General features: G+C 71.2%; 23 protein-coding genes. 10 read left to right on the top strand and 13 right to left on the bottom strand.

Features of this window, described 5'->3' with window-relative positions; genetic code table 11:
• Nucleotides 1-13 precede the first annotated feature (13 nt).
• A complete protein-coding gene (locus tag MQP27_RS18225; RefSeq protein WP_242766246.1) occupies nt 14-781 on the bottom strand; it encodes a class I SAM-dependent methyltransferase in 768 nt (255 codons plus the stop codon).
• Nucleotides 782-881: 100 nt separating this feature from the next.
• On the opposite strand from MQP27_RS18225, the gene MQP27_RS18220 reads away from it, so the two are divergent.
• Nucleotides 882-1,511, top strand: a complete 630-nt coding sequence (locus tag MQP27_RS18220; RefSeq protein WP_242766245.1) for a CGNR zinc finger domain-containing protein — start codon at nt 882-884, stop codon at nt 1,509-1,511.
• Here MQP27_RS18220 and sodX read toward each other — a convergent pair.
• A complete protein-coding gene (gene sodX, locus MQP27_RS18215) occupies nt 1,415-1,849 on the bottom strand; it encodes a nickel-type superoxide dismutase maturation protease (RefSeq protein WP_242766538.1) in 435 nt (144 codons plus the stop codon). The genes MQP27_RS18220 and sodX overlap by 97 nt on opposite strands.
• Before the next feature lie 145 nt (nt 1,850-1,994).
• Here sodX and sodN point away from each other — a divergent pair, with 145 nt between their 5' ends.
• On the top strand, nt 1,995-2,390 hold the full coding sequence (sodN, locus tag MQP27_RS18210) for a superoxide dismutase, Ni (RefSeq protein WP_004983535.1): 396 nt from the start codon (nt 1,995-1,997) through the stop codon (nt 2,388-2,390).
• Between the two features lie 103 nt (nt 2,391-2,493).
• Here the strand turns inward: sodN and ppk2 are convergent, their stop codons facing one another.
• From ppk2 to MQP27_RS18195, 3 genes are read right to left on the bottom strand one after another with little or no spacing between them, the layout of a single operon-like run.
• Nucleotides 2,494-3,396 (bottom strand): polyphosphate kinase 2, encoded by a 903-nt coding sequence (gene ppk2, locus MQP27_RS18205; RefSeq protein WP_242766244.1) that lies wholly within the window; start codon nt 3,394-3,396, stop codon nt 2,494-2,496.
• A gap of 20 nt (nt 3,397-3,416) precedes the next feature.
• Nucleotides 3,417-3,659, bottom strand: a complete 243-nt coding sequence (locus MQP27_RS18200; RefSeq protein ID WP_242766243.1) for a hypothetical protein — start codon at nt 3,657-3,659, stop codon at nt 3,417-3,419.
• 16 nt (nt 3,660-3,675) lie between these two features.
• Nucleotides 3,676-4,830, bottom strand: a complete 1,155-nt coding sequence (locus MQP27_RS18195; protein WP_242766242.1) for an inorganic phosphate transporter — start codon at nt 4,828-4,830, stop codon at nt 3,676-3,678.
• A 102-nt stretch (nt 4,831-4,932) separates the two neighbouring features.
• On the opposite strand from MQP27_RS18195, the gene MQP27_RS18190 reads away from it, so the two are divergent.
• From MQP27_RS18190 to MQP27_RS18180, 3 genes are read left to right on the top strand one after another with little or no spacing between them, the layout of a single operon-like run.
• Nucleotides 4,933-5,334, top strand: a complete 402-nt coding sequence (locus MQP27_RS18190; protein ID WP_242766241.1) for a helix-turn-helix domain-containing protein — start codon at nt 4,933-4,935, stop codon at nt 5,332-5,334.
• A gap of 9 nt (nt 5,335-5,343) precedes the next feature.
• Nucleotides 5,344-5,757, top strand: coding sequence for a VOC family protein (locus MQP27_RS18185; RefSeq protein WP_242766240.1), 414 nt, complete (start codon nt 5,344-5,346; stop codon nt 5,755-5,757).
• The gene (locus MQP27_RS18180) at nt 5,754-6,503 is read left to right on the top strand and encodes a VOC family protein (protein ID WP_242766239.1); all 750 of its coding nucleotides are present in this window, start codon (nt 5,754-5,756) and stop codon (nt 6,501-6,503) included. Before MQP27_RS18185 ends, MQP27_RS18180 begins: the two co-directional genes overlap by 4 nt.
• On the opposite strand, the gene MQP27_RS18175 is transcribed toward MQP27_RS18180, so the two are convergent.
• The 5 genes from MQP27_RS18175 to MQP27_RS18155 form a co-directional block, all read right to left on the bottom strand.
• Nucleotides 6,500-6,826: a DUF952 domain-containing protein gene (locus MQP27_RS18175; protein WP_242766238.1), complete on the bottom strand. Its 327-nt coding sequence runs from the start codon at nt 6,824-6,826 to the stop codon at nt 6,500-6,502. The genes MQP27_RS18180 and MQP27_RS18175 overlap by 4 nt on opposite strands.
• 9 nt (nt 6,827-6,835) lie before the next feature.
• Nucleotides 6,836-8,044 carry an RNA polymerase sigma factor gene (locus tag MQP27_RS18170; protein ID WP_242766237.1) on the bottom strand — a complete coding sequence of 403 codons (1,209 nt, stop codon included), beginning with the start codon at nt 8,042-8,044 and terminating at the stop codon, nt 6,836-6,838.
• A gap of 7 nt (nt 8,045-8,051) precedes the next feature.
• Nucleotides 8,052-8,465 (bottom strand): YciI family protein, encoded by a 414-nt coding sequence (locus tag MQP27_RS18165; RefSeq protein ID WP_242766236.1) that lies wholly within the window; start codon nt 8,463-8,465, stop codon nt 8,052-8,054.
• 97 nt (nt 8,466-8,562) lie between these two features.
• Nucleotides 8,563-8,757 carry a formate dehydrogenase accessory protein FdhE gene (locus MQP27_RS18160; protein ID WP_242766235.1) on the bottom strand — a complete coding sequence of 65 codons (195 nt, stop codon included), beginning with the start codon at nt 8,755-8,757 and terminating at the stop codon, nt 8,563-8,565.
• An 18-nt stretch (nt 8,758-8,775) separates the two neighbouring features.
• On the bottom strand, nt 8,776-9,360 hold the full coding sequence (locus MQP27_RS18155) for a dihydrofolate reductase family protein (protein ID WP_242766234.1): 585 nt from the start codon (nt 9,358-9,360) through the stop codon (nt 8,776-8,778).
• Between the two features lie 41 nt (nt 9,361-9,401).
• Between MQP27_RS18155 and MQP27_RS18150 the strand changes: the two genes are divergently transcribed.
• Complete coding sequence (locus MQP27_RS18150; RefSeq protein ID WP_242766233.1) at nt 9,402-9,848, top strand: NUDIX domain-containing protein; 447 nt, start codon at nt 9,402-9,404, stop codon at nt 9,846-9,848.
• 10 nt (nt 9,849-9,858) lie between these two features.
• On the opposite strand, the gene MQP27_RS18145 is transcribed toward MQP27_RS18150, so the two are convergent.
• The 3 genes from MQP27_RS18145 to MQP27_RS18135 all read right to left on the bottom strand — a co-directional run bounded on the left by MQP27_RS18145 (nt 9,859) and on the right by MQP27_RS18135 (nt 13,243).
• On the bottom strand, nt 9,859-10,452 hold the full coding sequence (locus tag MQP27_RS18145; protein WP_242766232.1) for a GNAT family N-acetyltransferase: 594 nt from the start codon (nt 10,450-10,452) through the stop codon (nt 9,859-9,861).
• 182 nt (nt 10,453-10,634) lie between these two features.
• Nucleotides 10,635-11,723 carry a family 2 encapsulin nanocompartment cargo protein polyprenyl transferase gene (locus tag MQP27_RS18140; RefSeq protein WP_242766231.1) on the bottom strand — a complete coding sequence of 363 codons (1,089 nt, stop codon included), beginning with the start codon at nt 11,721-11,723 and terminating at the stop codon, nt 10,635-10,637.
• A 113-nt stretch (nt 11,724-11,836) separates the two neighbouring features.
• Nucleotides 11,837-13,243, bottom strand: a complete 1,407-nt coding sequence (locus MQP27_RS18135; protein ID WP_242766230.1) for a family 2B encapsulin nanocompartment shell protein — start codon at nt 13,241-13,243, stop codon at nt 11,837-11,839.
• Between the two features lie 308 nt (nt 13,244-13,551).
• Here MQP27_RS18135 and MQP27_RS18130 point away from each other — a divergent pair, with 308 nt between their 5' ends.
• From MQP27_RS18130 to MQP27_RS18115, 4 genes are all read left to right on the top strand, one after another.
• A complete protein-coding gene (locus MQP27_RS18130) occupies nt 13,552-14,142 on the top strand; it encodes an N-acetylmuramoyl-L-alanine amidase (protein ID WP_242766229.1) in 591 nt (196 codons plus the stop codon).
• A gap of 74 nt (nt 14,143-14,216) precedes the next feature.
• On the top strand, nt 14,217-15,113 hold the full coding sequence (locus tag MQP27_RS18125; RefSeq protein ID WP_242766228.1) for a 1-aminocyclopropane-1-carboxylate deaminase/D-cysteine desulfhydrase: 897 nt from the start codon (nt 14,217-14,219) through the stop codon (nt 15,111-15,113).
• Between the two features lie 76 nt (nt 15,114-15,189).
• Nucleotides 15,190-15,789: an ATP-binding protein gene (locus MQP27_RS18120; protein WP_242766227.1), complete on the top strand. Its 600-nt coding sequence runs from the start codon at nt 15,190-15,192 to the stop codon at nt 15,787-15,789.
• Nucleotides 15,786-18,974: a hypothetical protein gene (locus MQP27_RS18115; RefSeq protein ID WP_242766226.1), complete on the top strand. Its 3,189-nt coding sequence runs from the start codon at nt 15,786-15,788 to the stop codon at nt 18,972-18,974. Before MQP27_RS18120 ends, MQP27_RS18115 begins: the two co-directional genes overlap by 4 nt.

Below are 18,974 nucleotides of genomic sequence, written 5' to 3'. Positions count from 1 at the left end.
CTTGCCCGGTGGGCTACTTGAGGGCGAGCAGCAGGGTGTCCGAGGGCGAGCACCACACCGGCCGGGCCTCGCCGAAGCCCGCCGCGCGCAGCGTGCGCGCGTGCCAGTCCGGCGAGGGCATGTCACCGTCGGCGTGTTCGCCGTAGATCTCGTAGCGGCGGGCGGTGGGTCCGGCCAGCACCGGGTCCTGCGCGGCGAGCTGCCACCACTCGGCCCAGTCCAGGGCGCCGTCGCGCTTGGCCTGGTCCATGCCGGCGTGCCGCCGCGCACGCTCGGCCGCGTTGATCCGGGGCGTCGTCTCGTCGATCATGTGGTCCGCGTTCATGAAGACACCGCCGTCGCGGACGAGTTCCGCGACCTGACCGTAGAGGGCCGCGAGGGGTTCGCTGTGCAGCCAGTGGAGGGCGGTCGCGGTCAGTACGCAGTCGTACGAGTCGTACGGCAGCCTCGTCGTCCACTCCGGGTCCTTGAGGTCGGCGTCCACGAGGGTGACCCGCCCGTCGCCCTCGAAGGTGCCGCGGGCGATGGCGAGGAGCGCCGGGTCGAGGTCGACGCCCGTGCTGGTGGCGTCGGGGAAGCGGGCGAGCAGGCGGGCGGTGATGCTGCCGGTGCCGCAGGCCAGGTCGAGGACGCGCGGGGCGGTGCCGACGAGGGCCTCGGTCATGTCGAGCATGATCCGGAAGCGTTCCTCGCGGTCCGGCATGTACCACTCCTGCTGCCGGTCCCAGCTCTCCTGCCAGGCGTGCCAGTCGGTTCCGGTCGTTCCGGTGCTCGTGGCCATGGAAGCCCCCTCCGCAGACACAGTCGTAATACCCTGGAAGTGCAATCAGCCATTACCTGACCGCACCCACGACGATAGAGCTCCTCCGTAAGGACTACAAGTGGAACTGGCCTATTACTCGGACCATGCCGTCCGTCTCGTCAACACCGAGGAACCGCTGCGGGGCAAGGACTCGCTCACCTCGGTGGAGGCCGTCCGCGACCTGTTCGGCAACAGCCAGGAGGCGGCCCGCCGCACCACCGAGGCCGACGTCACGCGCTTCCGTTCGGTCCGGGCGCGGCTGCGGGCGGTCTTCGAGGCCGCGGACGGCGGCGACGAGACCCTCGCGGTGAACCTGCTGAACTCGCTGCTGCTGGAGTTCCCGGTCAGCCCGCAGATCTCCGGCCACGACCACCGGGACGAGGACGGCCGCCCGCTGTGGCACATGCACCTGGCGGACCACCCGTCGAACGCGACGGCGGGCTACGCGGCCATCGCGGCGATGGGCCTGGCCTTCCACCTCACCGAGTACGGCGTGGACCGCCTGGGCCTGTGCGAGGCGGCCCCGTGCCGCAACGCCTACCTGGACACGTCCACGAACCGCTCCCGCCGCTACTGCTCCGACCGCTGCGCCACCCGGGCCAACGTGGCCGCCTACCGGGCCCGCAAGCGCCTGGAGGCCGACCGGTCGGACAGCACGGGCCGGGCAGCCGACAGCGCCCAGCGCACGGCCGCGAAGGGCGAGCGCTGACCGTCCTTGAGCGGCCGGTAGCGGAAGCGGACCCTGCCCAGCACCAGGTCCTCCGGGACGGTGCCGTAGTCCGTGCTGTCGCCGCCCGCGTAGGCGTTGTCGCCGAGCACCCACCAGCCGCCCTCGCGCCGCTCGGCGGCCCGCTTGACGACCAGCAGGTCCTGCTGGAAGGGATGCCGCAGCACCACGACGTCCCCGGGCCGGATCCGGGCGCCGTACTGCACCACGAGGCGGTCCCCGTGGTGGAGCGTGGGCACCATGGAGGGCCCGGTCACCTCGGCCACCCCGAAGGGCAGCAACGCCCGCCCGCGCTCCATCTCCTGCGACAGCTCCGGCATGCCCGGCACCTCCCCGGTACGTTCATCCACCAGTCTCAGTCTGACCCCGGACTTTTGTCCTAAGCCCATGGGGGCACTCGCGAAATCCCCTCTCCCAGGGAGTAATGTCCCACCTGAGAAGACGATCACGAGGAAGGAATGCTCCATGCTTTCCCGCCTGTTTGCCCCCAAGGTCAAGGTCAGCGCACACTGCGACCTGCCCTGCGGTGTGTACGACCCGGCCCAGGCCCGCATCGAGGCGGAGTCGGTGAAGGCCGTCCAGGAAAAGATGGCCGGCAACGACGACCCGCACTTCCAGGCGCGCGCCACCGTCATCAAGGAGCAGCGTGCCGAGCTCGCGAAGCACCACGTCTCGGTGCTCTGGAGCGACTACTTCAAGCCCCCGCACTTCGAGAAGTACCCGGAGCTGCACCAGCTGGTCAACGACACCCTGAAGGCCCTGTCGGCCGCCAAGGCGTCCACCGACCCGGCCACCGGCCAGAAGGCTCTGGACTACATCGCCCAGATCGACAAGATCTTCTGGGAGACCAAGAAGGCCTGACGGACGACTCGTTCGCGGGGACCGGCGATCGGTGCACCATCGCGGGTCCGAGGGCATACCGAAGGGGCCCGGTCGGTGCATCGACCGGGCCCCTTCGGCGTTCCTAACGGCCGCCGTGGTCGTCCTCCCCGGCTTCCAGCAGGCCCGCCGCCGCGCCCACGATCCGCGGGTCGGGGCGGCCGACGACCTCCTCGTCCTTGTCGTCGTAGTCGAAGCGGGCCAGCACACTGCGCATGGCCTCGACGCGGGCGCGCTTCTTGTCGTTGCTCTTCACCACGGTCCACGGCGCGTGCTCGGTGTCCGTCTCGCGGAACATCGCGACCTTGGCAGCGGTGTAGTCGTCCCAGCGGTCGAGGGAAGCGAGGTCCATCGGGCTGAGCTTCCACTGCCGTACGGGGTCCACCTGACGGATCGTGAAGCGGGTGCGCTGCTCGCCCTGGGAGACCGAGAACCAGAACTTGATCAGGTCCACGCCGTCGTCCGCGAGCATCCGCTCGAACAGCGGGGCCTGGCGCATGAAGCGCCGGTACTGGTCGTCCGTGCAGAAGCCCATGACCCGCTCGACGCCGGCCCGGTTGTACCAGGACCGGTCGAACAGCACGATCTCCCCGGCGGTCGGGAGGTGTTCGACGTACCGCTGGAAGTACCACTGGCCGCTCTCGCGCTCCGTGGGCTTCTCCAGGGCCACCACCCGGGCGCCGCGCGGGTTGAGGTGCTCGGTGAAGCGTTTGATGGTGCCGCCCTTGCCGGCCGCGTCCCGTCCCTCGAAGACGATGACGAGCCGGCGCCCGGTCTCCTTGATCCAGCTCTGCAGCTTCAGCAGCTCGATCTGCTGGAGCCGCTTGTGCCAGTCGTACTCCTTGCGCTCCATGCGGTGCGCGTACGGGTAGTTCTCCCGCCAGGTGTCGATCGGCGAACCGTCCGGGCGGATGAGTACGGGGTCGTCGGGGTCGCTGTAGTCGACCTTCAGGTCGGGCAGCTCTGTCAGCAAGGGCGGTGTGGTCATTCCTGCTCCTGACTGCCGTCTCAGTGGAACTGCGGCACGATGAGATAGATGCCGTACGCCACCACGGCCGCGCAGGCCAGGAAGCACAGGCCGGCCTGCGCCATGCCGAGGGTCGAGGTGCCGCCGTCCGCGCCGCCCTCCTCGCGGGCCCCCTCGTAGCGGGCGAGGCCCAGTACGCCGAGCGCGAAGACGACGACCACGGCGACGGTGACGCCGAGGCTCACCGCGGTGACCTGGCCGAGTGCGCTCCAGTCGAGATCCATGGAAACTCCCCTTGCCTCAGGCGGCCGTGCCGACCGTGGCCGGCGGCTCGGTGCGGATGGCGACCTCGTGGTGGTCGTTGACGTTGTTCGCGTGCACCGGGTTGCGGCGCGAGAGCATGACGATGCCCGCGGCGACCGCGGCACCGATCAGCGCGACCACGACCGTGCCGAAGTTGCCGCCGTGCTTGACCGCGGCCGCGGAGACCCCGCCGACCAGCGCGGCCGCGGGCAGCGTGATCAGCCAGGCGACCACCATCTTGCCCGCGACGCCCCAGCGGACCTCCGCGAGGCGCCGGCCCAGGCCCGCGCCGAGGATGGAGCCCGAGGCCACCTGCGTGGTGGACAGGGCGAAGCCCAGGTGGGCGGAGGTGAGGATGACGGTGGTGGAGGCCGTCTCCGCGGCGAAGCCCTGCGGCGACTCGATCTCGGTCAGGCCCTTGCCCATGGTGCGGATGATCCGCCAGCCGCCGATGTACGTGCCGAGGCCGATGGCGAGACCGGCCGAGGCGATCACCCACACCGGCGGACCGGCGTCATGGCCGAGAGCGCCCGCCGAGATCAGCGTCAGCGTGATGACGCCCATGGTCTTCTGCGCGTCGTTGGTGCCGTGCGCGAGCGAGACCAGCGAGGCCGAGGCGATCTGGCCGAGCCGGAAGCCCTTGGTCACCGACTGCTTGCGGGCGCGGGCGGTGAGCTTGTACGCGAGGTAGGTGGCGAACAGCGCCGCGAGACCGGCCACGACCGGCGAGGCCACCGCGGGGATCAGGATCTTCTCGACAACCTTGTCAAAGTGCACGCCGTCGGAGCCGGCGCCCACCCACACGGCGCCGATCAGCCCGCCGAACAGAGCGTGCGAGGAGCTGGAGGGCAGCCCGACCAGCCAGGTCAGCAGGTTCCACAGGATCGCCCCGATCAGCCCCGCGAAGATCATTCCCGGGGTGACGAGCGTGTCGTCCACGATCCCGCCGGAGATCGTCTTGGCGACTTCCGTCGACAGGAATGCCCCGACGACGTTGAGCACTCCGCTGATCAGCACCGCCACTTTGGGTTTGAGCGCGCCGGTCGCGATGGACGTCGCCATCGCGTTCGCGGTGTCGTGGAATCCGTTGGTGAAGTCGAAGGCCAGTGCCGTGACGATCACGACCGCCACGAGGAACGTGATGTGGTCCATTCCCCTATGGGAGCAAGGGGTTTCGTACGGGAGGCGAACTGAGGGCAAAGGACACTCCAGGACCACGCGCCCGGCGGGTGAGGATCGTGCGATCCTGACGTGGTGAACCGTGAGGATCTGGTACGTCTGCGCAAGGCCCGCGACCGGATGGACCGCGAGTACGCCGAACCCCTCGACGTCTCCGCCCTCGCCCGCACCGCGCTGATGTCGCCGGGCCACTTCCAGCGAGCGTTCCGCACGGCGTACGGCGAGACCCCGTACGCCTATCTCATGACCCGCCGCGTCGAGCGCGCCAAGACCCTGCTGCGCCGCGGCGACCTCACGGTGACCGAGGTCTGCATGGCCGTCGGCTGCACCTCCCTCGGCTCCTTCAGCGCCCGCTTCACCGAACTGGTGGGCGAGACCCCGAGCTCCTATCGCGCCCGCTCGCACGAGGAGAGCGCGGAGATCCCGCCCTGCGTGGTGCGGGCGTACACGCGCCCGAAGCGGGAGTACCGGCCCTAGATTGGGGCCATGGACCTGAAACTCCACACCTGTTTCATCGCCGTCGACGACCACGACAAGGCGATCGCCTTCTACTGCGACGTCCTGGGCCTGGAGGTCCGCAACGACGTCAAGTACGAGGGGATGCGGTGGACGACCGTCGGGTCGCCGTTGCAGCCGGACGTGTCGATCGTCCTGGAGCCGCCCGCGGCCAACCCCGACCTCTCCCCCGCCGACCGGGAGGCGATGGAGCAGCTGCTGGCCAAGGGCGTGCTGCGCGGGGTCAACTTCACCACCGAGGACTGCGACGCCCTGTTCGCCCGCGTCCGGGACGCCGGCGCCGACGTCCTCCAGGAGCCGATGGACATGCCGTACGGGGTGCGTGACTGCGCGTTCCGCGACCCGGCGGGCAACATGCTGCGGTTCATGGAGCGCAAGGCGTGAGCGGACCGGTCCGCTGGACGTACGCCTTCATCGACCGGCCGGCCCGGGACTTCGGCCGCGCCTGCGACTTCTGGACCGCCGTCACGGGCACCCGGCTGTCCGAACTCCGCGGTGAGCAAAAGCAGTTCACGACCCTCCTGCACGACGGCGCCGACGCCTGCGTCAAGGTGCAGGGGGTCGAGGCGGGCCCGGGCGGCGCCCATCTCGACTTCTCGGTGGACGACGTGAGGGACTTCGCGGACACGGCGGTGCGGCTCGGTGCGGCGGTCGTCCTCGACGAGGGGACGCTGATCGTCCTGCGCTCCCCCGCCGGCCAGCTGTTCTGCGCCGTCGAGGCGCACGGCGAGTCGGTCCGCCCGCCCGTCGTTGGCGGCACCCGCCTCGACCAGGTCTGCATCGACCTCGCGCCTTCCCGGTACGACGCCGAAGTCGCCTTCTGGACCGCCCTGTTGGGCGGCTGGGAGTCTTTCGCCGGCTCCCGCCCCGAGTTCCACGTCCTCAAGCCCCCGCCCGGCCTCCCGGTCCGCGTCCTCCTCCAACGCCTGGGCGAGGAGCGGGAGACGGCCGCCCACCTGGACCTCGCCTGCGCCGACATCGAGGCCACGCGTGCCCAACACGAGGAGTTGGGCGCGGAGTTCGTCTCCGCCGGCCCGCACTGGACGGTGCTGCGCGACCCGACGGGCGCCGCGTACTGCCTCACGGGCCGCGACCCGGAGACGGGCGGGCTGCCGAGGCCCGCGGGCTAGCCGCCCGGCCACACCCACGGCTCGACGGCCACCACGGCCTCCACCGGGATCGGCCCGTACACGTGCGGGAACTCCTCCCCGCCGGGCTCACCGGACTCGTACTTCACGGGGACGTCGAGCCGTCCGGGGTCGACGACCAGGACCACCAGGTCGTCGAGGCCCTCGTAGAAGCGGGCCGTGCGCGGCAGCTGCGCGCGGGTGGAGAGGTGGATGAAGCCCTCCTCCTTGAGGGTCTTGCCACGGGTGGAGATCTCGTACGTGCCGCTCACGCGGGCGGCTTCCCAGAGGGCGCGCTCGGTCAGGTGCAGGATGGGGTCGCTCATGGGATCACGCTAGGCCCTCAGACGGGCCGCCCGCTCGCGCAGATAGCGCTGCTCGGGCAGGCTCAGGGTCTTCGCGGCGGCCGTCTCATAGGCGGTCCGGGCGTCGTCGTACGCGCCCGCCCGCTCCAGCAGATGGGCCCGGACCGCGTCCAGGCGGTGGCCCAACTCCGGTTCCAGCACGGCGAGTTCCGCCAGGCCGGCCGCCGGGCCGTCGACCATGGCGAGGGCCACGGCCCGGTTGAGGCGCTCGACGGGACCCGGGACGAGCCGGACCAGCACCTCGTACAGGCCGAGGATCTCCTGCCAGTCGGTCTCCGCCGCGGACGGCGCCTCGTCGTGCACGGCGGCGATGGCGGCCCGCAGCTGGTACGGGCCCGCCGGGCCCCGGGACAGCGCCCGGGTGACCAGTGCGACGCCCTCCTCGACCGCCGCCTTGTCCCAGCGCGCCCGGTCCTGCTCGTCGAGCGGCACGAGCTCGCCGTGCGGGCCGGTGCGGGCGTCGCGGCGGGCGTCGGTGAGCAGCATCAGGGCGAGCAGACCGGCCACCTCGCCGTCGTCCGGGAGGAGGCGGTGGACCGCCCGGGTCAGCCGGATCGCCTCACGGGCCAGGTCACGGCGTTGCAGACCGGCGCCGGAGGTCGCCGTGTAGCCCTCGTTGAAGATCAGGTAGAGGGTGTGCAGGACCGCGGGCAGGCGCTGCTCCCAGTGGTCCGGGCGCCCGAACCGCACGCCCCGCACCTTCTGCTTGGCCCGGCTGATCCGCTGGGCCATGGTCGCCTCGGGGACCAGGTACGCGCGGGCGATCTCGGCCGTCGTCAGACCGCCGACCGCGCGCAGGGTGAGGGCGATCTGCCCGGCCTTGGTCAGGTCCGGATGGCAGCACAGGAAGAGGAGCGTGAGGGTGTCGTCCTCGCGCGGGGCCCGGTCGTCGAGGGTGTACGGCACCCGGGGTTCCAGCGCCGCCACCCGCTCCTCCCGCGCCCGCCGCGCCTCCTCCGCCCGCAGGGCGTCCGTCAGCCGCCGCGCGGCCACCCTGATCAGCCAGCCGCGCGGATTGTCCGGGACCCCCGCCGACGGCCACTGCCCGGCCGCGGCGAGGAGTGCCTCCTGTACGGCGTCCTCGGCGGCGTCGAAGTGGCCGTACCGTCTCACCAGCGCGCCGAGGACCTGCGGCGCGCTGAGGCGCAGCAGGTCCTCGACCTCGGTGGTCGTGCCCATGGACGGCTCAGACGTCCGCGGAACCGCTGTCGATGGGCCGGATCACCACGGGGTAGTTGGTGGCCCCGGCGGGCAGGGGGCACTGGACGATGCGCTCGGCGATCTCGGTGACCCGCTCCAGGCTCGCGCAGTCCAGCACCCAGTAGCCGGCCAGCAGCTCCTTGGTCTCGCTGTACGGGCCGTCGGTGATCACCGGCTTGCCGTCGTCACCCAGGCCGACCAGCCGGGTCCTCGCCGGCTCGGCCAGACCCTGTCCGTCGATCATCTCGCCGGTCTCGGCGAGGTCGTCGTTCAGGGCGCCCATGAAGGCGTACATGGCCTGCACGTCCTCCTGGGTCCAGGCAGGTGAGGTCGCGTTGGCCCTGCCCTGCATGCCCTCGTAGTCCGCCTGCGTGCACTGGACCATGACCAGGTACTTCATGACTCGCTCCTTCGGCTCGGGCCGCCCGTGGCGGGCGGCGCTCACAGGGGACGTCGGAGCCGGGCCGGAATTCTCGACACGGGTTCGGGAACTCCGTTCAGGAATTCTTCGCGGTCGTCTCGCCGGGCCGCCCGTCGGGCTCGGCACCCTCCGGGACGTAGGCCTCGCAGTCGGGGTTGCGGCACGGGCCGGGCACCCATCGCGGGACCCACGCGCCCAGCGTCTTGTGGCGTCTGACGACCGTCGCCACGGGCTGTCCGCAGACCGGACAGACGTGTTCTGAGCTGTCCATGCCCTCAGCGTAGGCCGGTCAGCGCCTGCGCGCGTATGTACGCACCAGGACTCCGTTGCCGAAGGTCCGCACCGACTCCAGCGTGAAGTCGGCGACCGCGAAGCCGCTGCCGAACATCGGCATCCCGGAGCCGTACACCTGCGGGTACGTCTTCACGACCAACTCGTCGATCTCGTCGAGCAGTTCACCGGCGACCTGGGAGCCGCCGCACAGCCAGATGCCGAGCCCGCCGTCCTCCGCCTTCAGCTCGCGCACCCGCTCGACGAGGTTCTCCGCGATGATCTCGACATGCGGGTCGGGCGACTCGGCCAGGCTGCGGGAGGCGACGTACTCGCGCAGGTGCGCGTATGGGCTGGTGACGCCCGCGTCCAGGGCCAGCTGATAGCTGGCACGGCCCTGGATCACGGTGTCGAAGCGGAGGTTGCCGGCCGCTTCGATGCCGAGCGGCTCGCGGGCGTGGGCCGCGATGGTCTCCGGATACGTCGAGGTCAGATACCCGAGGAACTCCTCGTCCAGAAAGGCGAACATGGACGAGGCGTCGCCGCCCGGGTCCCCGATGAAGCCGTCGATGGAGCAGGCGACGAAGTAGGTGAGCTTGCGCAAGCCGGTGCCTTTCCGTGGGTGGGGGTCTCTAGGCTGCGGGGATGCGGAAGCAGACGTTACGTGTCCGGGTGGCCGCCTACGTCCTGCGCCGGCGCGCCGGACGCCCGGTCGAGCTGCTCGTGTTCGACCACGACGCGGACCTGCCGCCCGGCACGCACGTCCCGGCCGGGGGTGTGGCTCCCGAAGAACCCCTGGAAGAGGCGGTGTTACGGGAGGTCGCGGAGGAGTGCGGGCTGACGTGCGTGCGGGTGCTGCGCCCCCTCGCCGAGGAGCACACCCCGCACCCGATCCGTCTCTTCCCCCGCCACACCACCTTCTTCGAACTGGAGGTGGACGCCGACGCGGACGTCCCGGACGCGTGGGATCACCACGTGACGGGCGAGGGGCGCGACAACGGCATGACGTTCCACTGCCGTTTCGAGCCGCTCCCCCTGGCCTCCCCGCTGGCGGACGGCCAGGACGCCTGGCTGGACCGCCTGGAGGTCTGAGCGACGGGCCCTAGCTGGTACGGGGTTCCCGCCACATCGGCCACATGGTCGGGCCGTCGGGGAGGTCGAGGGGCCGGCCGGTGAACTCGAAGCCGAGACGCTCGTACAAGGCGCGGCTGCGGGCGTTGCTGGCCTCCAGGTACGCGGGCAGGGACTCGCGGTCGCAGCGGTCCAGGACGTGGGTGATGAGTGCGGTGCCGAGGCCCTCGCCCTGGCGGTCCGGGGCGACGCCGATCATCCACAGGTACTCGTGGGCGCGGCCGGTGGGGTGGATGCCGTCGGTGAGCCGGCCGATCAGCTCGACGCGCTCGTTGTCGGGGTCGACCGCGGCCCGGAGCTGGGCGGGCCCTTCGTCGTCGTGTCCGGCGTCGGCCGGCACGGAGAGCCAGAGCGCACACGCGCTGCCGTCCTCGGTGACGTCGACACGGCCCGCGGCGAGCACGATGTCGGTGAAGGCGGCCATCAGCCCGGGATGGGTCGTACGGCGGTGCTCCTCGCCCGGGAAGACCCAGTTGCTGACCGGATCGTCCTGGAAGGCCTCGTCCAGCAGCCGCACGACCAGCTCTCTGTCGCCTTCGCCCGCCGCCCGGATGGCCACGCCCATGTGCCTGCTCCTCGCTCTCAACCGACCGTGTCCGTACGGGGGTTGAGCCTAACCGGAGGGCGGACAACAGCGGGCCCCGCACACCGTGGGGATGTGCGGGACCCGCTCGCCGGAGCCTCGGCGGGCGTACGGGGTCAGGAGCCGTACGGCCGCCCCGGTGGGCTCCGGGGTACTGGTGGGACTCAGCTGCTGCGCCGCGTCACGAACTCCGCGAGGGCGAGCAGTCCGCCCGCCGCCTCCGGGTCGGGCACCGCCCGGGACAGCTCCTGCATCGCGCGGGCCATCCGGTCGGCGGCCTGGACCTGCGCCCAGTCCCGCCCGCCGGCCCGCTCGACGGCGAGGGCGGTCCGCTCCAGGTCCTCCTTGGCGTAGGGCGCTTCGTAGAGCACGGCCAGCTCGGCCGCCGCCGGGGTGCCCGAGGTGAGCGCGGCGACCACCGGCAGGGACTTCTTGCGGGCCACGAGGTCCGCCCCGGCCGGCTTGCCGGTGCGCAGCGGGTCGCCCCATATGCCGATGACGTCGTCGATGAGCTGGAAGGCGAGCCCGGCCTGCCGGCCGAACGCGTCCATCGCCCCGACCGCCTCGCCGCCCGCTCCCGCGTACAGCGCGCCCAGCGCACAGGCGCACCCGAGCAACGCGCCCGTCTTCGCCTCGGCCATGGTCAGCACCTCGTCGAGGGTGACCTCGGCGGGTCCGCGCCGCTCCATCGCGGTGTCCGTGTGCTGTCCGGCGCACAGTTCGACGACGCAGGCCGCGAGCCGGGCGGCGGCCGCCCCGGACGCCGGGTGCGGGTCCTCGGCGAGCAGCTGGAGGGCCAGTGCCTGCATCGCGTCCCCGGCGAGGATCGCATCGGCGTCGCCGAACACGGTCCAGGCGGTGGGCCGGTGGCGCCGGGTGGTGTCGCGGTCCATCACGTCGTCGTGCAGCAACGTGAAGTTGTGCACCAGCTCCACCGCCGCCGCGGCCCGTACGGCCGCCTCGCGCGCCCCCGGCCCGCCGAGCGCGGCGGCCGCGGTGAGGACGAGCGCGGGCCGTATCGCCTTGCCCGCGTTGCCCGCCGCCGGTGTCCCGTCGGCGTGCTCCCAGCCGAAGTGGTAGAGCGCGATCCGGCGCATGGAGCCCGGCAACGAGTCGATCGCAGCGCGCAGTTCGGGGTCGACGCACGCCCGGGTGCGCTCCAGGATGGCCGTCGCCTCCTGCCCGTCGAGCCCCTGCGCGTCCAGGGAGACGTCCGGCGCCGCGGGTTTCGCCTCCGTCGTGAACTCGGCCATGGGCTCCCCCTCGGTCAGTCCGCGGACGGTGGCGCTTCCGCTGCGGCCGGTCGCATACGACCGAGGTCTACCCGTCCCCGCGGGCGGGGACACGGCTCCGAGGTGCAGAAACGTCACCTCCAGCGACCGATCTCGACGTTCTCCAGGACGCCGAGTGCGTCCGGGACGAGGACCGCGGCCGAGTAGTACGCCGTCACGAGGTACTTGATGATGGCCTGTTCGTTGATGCCCATGAAGCGCACGGACAGGCTCGGCTCGATCTCGTCCGGGATGCCGGCCTGCTGCAGCCCGATGACGCCCTGCTCGGCCTCGCCGGTGCGCATGGCGATGATCGAGCTGGTACGGGCCTCGGTGACCGGGATCTTGTTGCACGGGTAGATCGGCACACCGCGCCAGGTCGGGATGCGGTTGCCGGCCACCTCGATGGTCTCGGGGACCAGGCCGCGCTTGTTCAGCTCGCGGCCGATCGCGGAGATCGCGCGCGGGTGGGCGAGCAGCAGCTTGGTGCCGCGCCGCCGGCTGAGCAGCTCGTCCAGGTCGTCGGGGCTGGGCACGCCGTCGTGCGGCTGGAGCCGCTGGTCGTACTCGCAGTTGTGCAGCAGCCCGAACTCGCGGTTGTTGACCAGCTCGTGCTCCTGGCGCTCCTTCAACGCCTCGACGGTGAGCCGGAGTTGCTGCTCGGTCTGGTTCATGGGCTGGTTGTAGAGGTCGGCCACGCGCGAGTGGATGCGCAGCACGGTCTGGGCGATGCTCAGTTCGTACTCGCGGGGCCGGGCGTCGTAGTCGACGAAGGTGTGCGGGATGTCCGGCTCGCCGCTGTGGCCCGCCGCGAGGTCGACCTCCTTCTCGCCGTACTTGTTGGTGCGCTGCTCGGGGATCGCGCGCAGCTGCTGGAGGTGCTCGCGCAGGGAGTCGGAGCGCTCCGCGACCTGCTCGACGTCCTGGCGGGACAGGATCAGCACGGTGCACGCGGTGGCCGCGCGGGCGGTGTACTCCCAGATGGCGTCCGGGTCGAGCAGCGCCGCGTCGCCGAAGTAGGCGCCGTCGGCGAGCACGCCGAGGACCGCGTCGTCGCCGTACGGGCCGGTGCCGACCTTCTCCACCCTGCCGTGCGCCAGCAGGTAGACCTCGTCGGTCTGGTTGCCGAACGAGGTGATGACCGAGCCCGGTTCGTACTCCTGCTGCCGGCAGCGCCGGGCGAGCTCCTCCAGCACCTCCTCGTCCTCGTAGTCACGCAGCGCGGGCAGCTCACCCAGCTCGGCCGGGATGACCTCGACCCGGTCGCCGGTCTTCACGAACGTGATACGGCCGTCCCCCACCGCGTACGTCAGTCGCCGGTTCACCCGGTACGTACCGCCCTGGACGTTCACCCAGGGCAGCGTGCGCAGCAGCCAGCGGGAGCTGATCTCCTGCATCTGGGGTGCGGACTTGGTCGTGGTGGCCAGGTTCCGCGCGGCGGCCGTGCCGAGACTCTGCTGCGGCTTGCCCTGCTCCGAACGGACCTCTTCGCCTACCGACATATGAGAATTGCCCTCCCGGTCATGCTCCGGCGCGCTGGGTGCGCAGGAGCATCGCGATCTGCACGGACAACCCTTCCATCACGGAGCGTGCCGGTGCTATTACCCGAAAGAGCGGGAATGGATCACGGCGGGACGGGGCAGATGCGCGATTTCCGTCGAACGTCCAGCGGGCGGGAGCCGGGTCCGCGGTGGCCGGATCCGCTCGCTCCCGCCGACGACAATGTGTGACCGACTGCTTACTTTCGGTACAACTCCCGGCACGGACGGTCGCGTCGGGCGGCCGTCGGCACGGTGCGAAGGAGCCGGTCATGGCCTCACCCATGCCCGCGGGCAGTTTCCTGGACGGTCTCAGGGCGGAGGGACTCACCGTCGTCGAGGTCGGCGACTGGGAGCATCACAACCGCAACCACAAGGGGCCCTGGGGCCCGGTGCACGGGGTCATGATCCACCACACGGTGACCAGCGGCGCCGACCGCACCGTCGACATCTGCCGCGACGGCTACCCGGGCCTGCCCGGCCCGCTCTGCCACGGCGTGATCACCAAGGACGGCACCGTCCACCTGGTCGGCTACGGCCGCGCCAACCACGCGGGCCTCGGCGACGACGACGTGCTGCGCGCGGTGATCGCCGAGAAGGCACTGCCACCGGACAACGAGGCGAACACCGACGGCAACCGCCACTTCTACGGCTTCGAGTGCGAGAACCTCGGCGACGGCGAGGACCCGTGGCCCGAGGCCCAGTTGGCGGCGATCGAGAAGGCGGCGGCCGCAGTGTGCCGGCACCACGGCTGGACGGAACGCTCGGTGATCGGGCACCTGGAGTGGCAGCCGGGCAAGGTGGACCCGCGCGGCTTCACGATGGCGTGGCTGCGCGAGCGGGTCCGGGACCGCCTGAAGTGAGGGGCTCCCGGACCGCCGAGGTGACGAAGGGTTCCCGGACCGCCTGAAATGACGTACGAGGCGACAATGGACCCGTGACCGTCCTCGACACCCTGCGCCCCCGCCTCCCCTCCCCCTTGCAGGAAGTGCCGGACGACCGCTTCGCCCGCCACGGCCTCCGCCTCCTCCTCAAGCGCGACGACCTCATCCACCCGGACCTGATCGGCAACAAGTGGCGCAAGCTCGCGCCCAACCTGGCCGCCGCGGACGGCCGTACGGTCCTGACCTTCGGCGGCGCCTACTCCAACCACCTGCGCGCCACCGCCGCCGCGGGCCGCCTCCTCGGCCTGCCCACGGTCGGCGTGGTGCGCGGCCAGGAACTCGCCGACCGTCCCCTCAACCCCTCCCTCGCCCGGTGCGCCGCCGACGGCATGCGACTGCACTTCGTCGACAGGTCGACGTACCGCCGCAAGACCGAACCGGACGTCCTCGCGCGCGTGCTGCGCGAGACCGGCACGGAGGACGCGCACGTCGTCCCGGAGGGCGGCAGCAACGCGGAGGCGGTACGCGGCTGCCGGGCCCTGGGCGAGGAACTGCGCGGGCAGGCCGATGTCGTCGCCCTGGCCTGCGGCACCGGCGGCACCCTCGCGGGCCTGGCCGCGGGCCTCGCCGCTGGACAGCGCGCCCTGGGGATACCGGTCCTCAAGGGCGGCTTCCTGACCGCCGACATAAGGGCTCTGCAGAACCAGGCCTTCGGCGCCCCGAGCGGCGACTGGACCCTGGACGACCGCTTCCATTTCGGCGGCTACGCGCGCGTACCCGCCGAACTCACCTCCTTCGCCGACGATTTCGAGGACCGTCACGGGGTGGAGGTGGAGCGCCTGTATGTCGCCAAGTTGCTTTACGGACTCGTCGCCCTCGCGGACGAGGGCGCGTTCCCGCGCGGGACGACGATCGCGGCCGTCATCACCGGGCGGCCCTTTACGGTCTGACAGCCGGTCAACCTGCCTTGTCCGCGGCCGTTGTTAAAGTGCCAGGCCGAAGTGAGACATGGGGGGTGGATGGAGCATGGAGCCGTCCAGGAGCACCCAAGCCGGCGGCCAGGCGGCCGTCGCGATCGGCGGTGACGCTCACGGCCCGGTCATGACCAACCCCGTCTTCGCGGGCCCGGCGACCCCGCTGGCCGTGGCGGTCAAGAGCCCGCTCGGCATCTTCAACGCGGTGTCGCTCGACTCGTTCACCGGCCGGGAGTGGCTGATCGCCGAGATCGACGAGTGGTTCGGGCGGGACGGCTCGGGTTACTTGTGGATCGAGTCCGAGGCCGGCCTGGGCAAGACTGCACTGGCGGCCTGGCTGGTGCGCGAGCGCGGGTGGTTCTCCCACTTCGCACGGCACGCACAGGGCGCGTCCGCGCGCGTGGCGCTGCAGAACATCGCCGGCCAGCTGATCTGCGCGTACGGCCTGGACGAGTTCGCACCCGGCGGCATGCTGCCCGAGTGGGTGCACACCCCCAGCGGCTTCGAGGCCGTGCTCACCGCCGCGAGCTCACGTGCGACGGATTTCGACCGCCCGCTCGTCATCGTCGTGGACGGCGCGGACGAGGCCGAGTGCACGGACGACGGCCTCCCCTGGGCCTGCCGCCGGTCCTGCCGCACGGGGTGCGCGTGATCGGCACGTACCGCACGGGAAGCGACCACGCCCTGCCGCCCGACTCCTCCGTCCTGCGCATCGACCGGTCGGACGCGCACAACATCGACGACATTCGCGCTTACCTGGAGCGCGCCCTGGGCGACCCGGAGATACGCGCGCGCCTCGACGGGGCCGGCACGGACCGCGGGGCGGTGGTGCGGTCCCTCGTCGAGCGGACGGGCGGGATCTGGGTCTACCTCCGGTACGTGCTGCGGCAGATCGCCACCGGCCGCCAGGGCGTCGGCGACCTCGACGAACTCCCTGCCGGGCTGTCGGCGTACTACGCGGAGGAGGTGGCGCGCTGGCGACGCGACCCCGACTGGGAGAGCGTCGGCGCCAGGCTGCTGTCGACGCTCGTGGCGGCCGGGGAGGCCCTGGGGCCGGAGACGCTGGCACGGCTGTCCGCCGTGGAGGACACCGGTTCCGTGCGCAGATGGTGCGACGGGCCCCTGCGCCCGTTCCTGAGCACGTGGTCGACTCCCGCCCGTTCGTACGAGCTGTACCACGCCAGCGCACGGGAGTTCTTCGGCGGCGAACCGCCGGCCGACGCGGCGGCCCAGGACCGCCTGCTCGCGCTGGCCGCCGGGCTGAGGGCCCGCACGACCGCCGCGCACGGCCGTATCTCGGACCACTACCTGGACGCCTACGGCGGTCTGGACGCCGCGCTGCCCCTGCTGGCCGAGGATCCCTCCCTGGGCGGCCTCGACGGCGGCTACGCCCTGCGCCATCTGTCCACCCACCTGCTGGCGGCACAATCCCCAGAGCGGCTGCACGGCCTGCTCACGGCCGAGGTGGACAGGGGGTCGTACGCAGCCGAGAACATCTGGTTCACGGCCCACGACCACGCCGGCACCACGGATGCCTATCTGGACGACCTGTCGCGCGCTCAGCAAGCGGCGGAACAGGCCACGGAGGAGGCACTCCAACACCGCCGTCCGGCCCCGTCTTTCGTGCACGAGCTGCGCTACGCATGGATGCGGGCGAGCATCAGGAACCTCACGGACCAGATCCAGCCCCGGCTGCTGGAGCGGCTGGTGGCGACAGGGGTGTGGGGGCTGGAGCGGGGGCTGGCGCACGCCCGGCGGGCCAGCGATCCGTTCCAGAAGGCACGGGCGCTGCTGGCGCTGCATCCGCATGTTGGGGCGGGGCTTCGGGACGAGCTGGCGGAGGAGGCGTTGCGAGCGACGCGGGAGACAGCGAGAATCACGCGCTTCCGGCTGTTCGATTTCCAGGTCGAATCGCCGGCGATGGTACTTCCGATCCTGCCTGCCGAGAGGCGTGCTGCTCTCGCCGAGGAGCTTTTCCAGGAACTGGAACAGAATGATTTCCTCGACGCGCGCACGCGGGCCGAATTCACGGGCGAACTCATCGAACACCTGCCTCCCGAACGGCGGTCGGCAGTGGCTCGGTCGGCTTGGCGGGCCGCCACGTCTCCGCCGCACGGAATCATCTTCCCGCAAGCCATCGCGACCACAGTGCGCCGCGCAATGCCCTGGCTGACGTCCGCAGAGCAGGCCGCAGCGGTTTCGGATGCGCTCGCGGTCATCAGGAACAACCTGACTGCCGGCGCTTTCGTCACAGCGTTCGGGGAACTGCTGTCAAATCTCGAAGGGGAGCTACGGGACGCGGCCTGGCAGGAGGCGCTGGAAACAGCTCGTACCAGCGAATTCGCCAATCATGGCCCGCAGTTGCTTGCCTCCCTGCTTCCGTACGCTCCGAAGGCTCGACGACAGGCCCTCTTCGAGGAAGCGTCGACGATGGTCCGCTCCCTGCCGCGGGGCCCCGCGCAGACCAACGCGATCATCGCGTTGCTGCCGCACATGGAGGAGGGGCAAAGACAGGCCGAACTCTCCCGCCTGCTGAGCGAACCGGCTCTGCGATACGCGACGCTTGATCAGCTTGCTCAGTGGCTGACCGCGGCTCAACTGCGCGAAGCGCTGCGCCGTGTCCGGCTCCGCGATGTGCACGCACGCGTGGAGCGACTGGCGGGCCTCGCCGCCTTGCTGCCGCCGGACCGGCGAACCTTGGCCCGCGACTTCCTCGTCGGTCTCGTCCACAGCGCACCGGCCGGACAGGACCGGGCTCTGGCGCTCGCCGGCCTGCTCCCGTTGCTGCCCGAGGGGCAGCGTAAGGACTTCGCCGCCGAGGCACTACGGCACGCCGAGGACCTCCCCTCACCGGAGGATGAGCTACAGGTCCTCGACCTGCTGGTCGGCCACCTCGATGGGGACACCCGGGCGTCCGTGATCCACAGGGCGTTCACCGCCTGGACCACGATCCCCCTGCTCATGCATCACAGGTCGAAGAGCTTCCCAGGGCTGTTTCCCCAGGAACTGATGACCAAGGCCCTCGAAGGCATCGAGACGAGATCCTTCGTATCCGACACGCTCTCCCGGCTGTCGCCCCACCTGGACCAAGAGAACCTGGAACGCGCCCTCGACCTGGCAAGGAGGCGCCCCAGAGCCCTGGATCGCGCCGACGCCATGATCAGGATCGCGGCCTCGCTCACTCCTCGACAGCTCGGACTCGTACTGGCCGATCTACGAGAGATGCCACCCGATGAAAGCGTCTACGCGCTGCCCCAGCTGGTGAAGTTCCTGCCGACCGAACAGCGGGCCCAGGTCGCGATCGACTCCGTGCGGACCGCGCGCGAGTCCCGCTACGAGGGAGTGCTCACGCATGCCGTGGCGGCCGTTCACGAGTATCTGGGCGCGGACCGGGACCGCTTGGTCGCAGAGGCACTCAAGGCACCACAGAACCGCAGCACCAGCCATGCGCGATCCGCACTCCTGCCCGCCCTCGCCGAGCCGAGCCGCCGTGAAGTGGCCGCCCAGCTCATCGAACTGAGCCGTCCCTCCGCCAGGAACGGATATGGCACCCTGCCCTCCGGTTTCGTGGACCAGTTCACCCCCGCCTGGGTCGACGACCTGCTCCTGACGGACGACCCCCGCCCGCTCAGCCCTGCCTACCTCCGCGCGGACTGCGGAGACGGCCACGACGGCTTGCTCCGCTTCGCCCGGCTGTTCCGCCGCTGTGCGCCCTGGGCCGACCCGGCCCTCCTGCTGCCCGTCGCCGAGACGGTCCTCGGCCGCTACGCCGACCAAATCGGCACCCCGCATGCCGTCTTCGACGCCACGGACGACGTACTCACCTGGTGGCCGTGA

Source organism: Streptomyces cylindrosporus (assembly GCF_022698165.1).
GTDB classification, from domain to species: Bacteria; Actinomycetota; Actinomycetes; order Streptomycetales; family Streptomycetaceae; genus Streptomyces; species Streptomyces cylindrosporus.
This window is presented reverse-complemented; position numbering and strand designations above follow the sequence as displayed.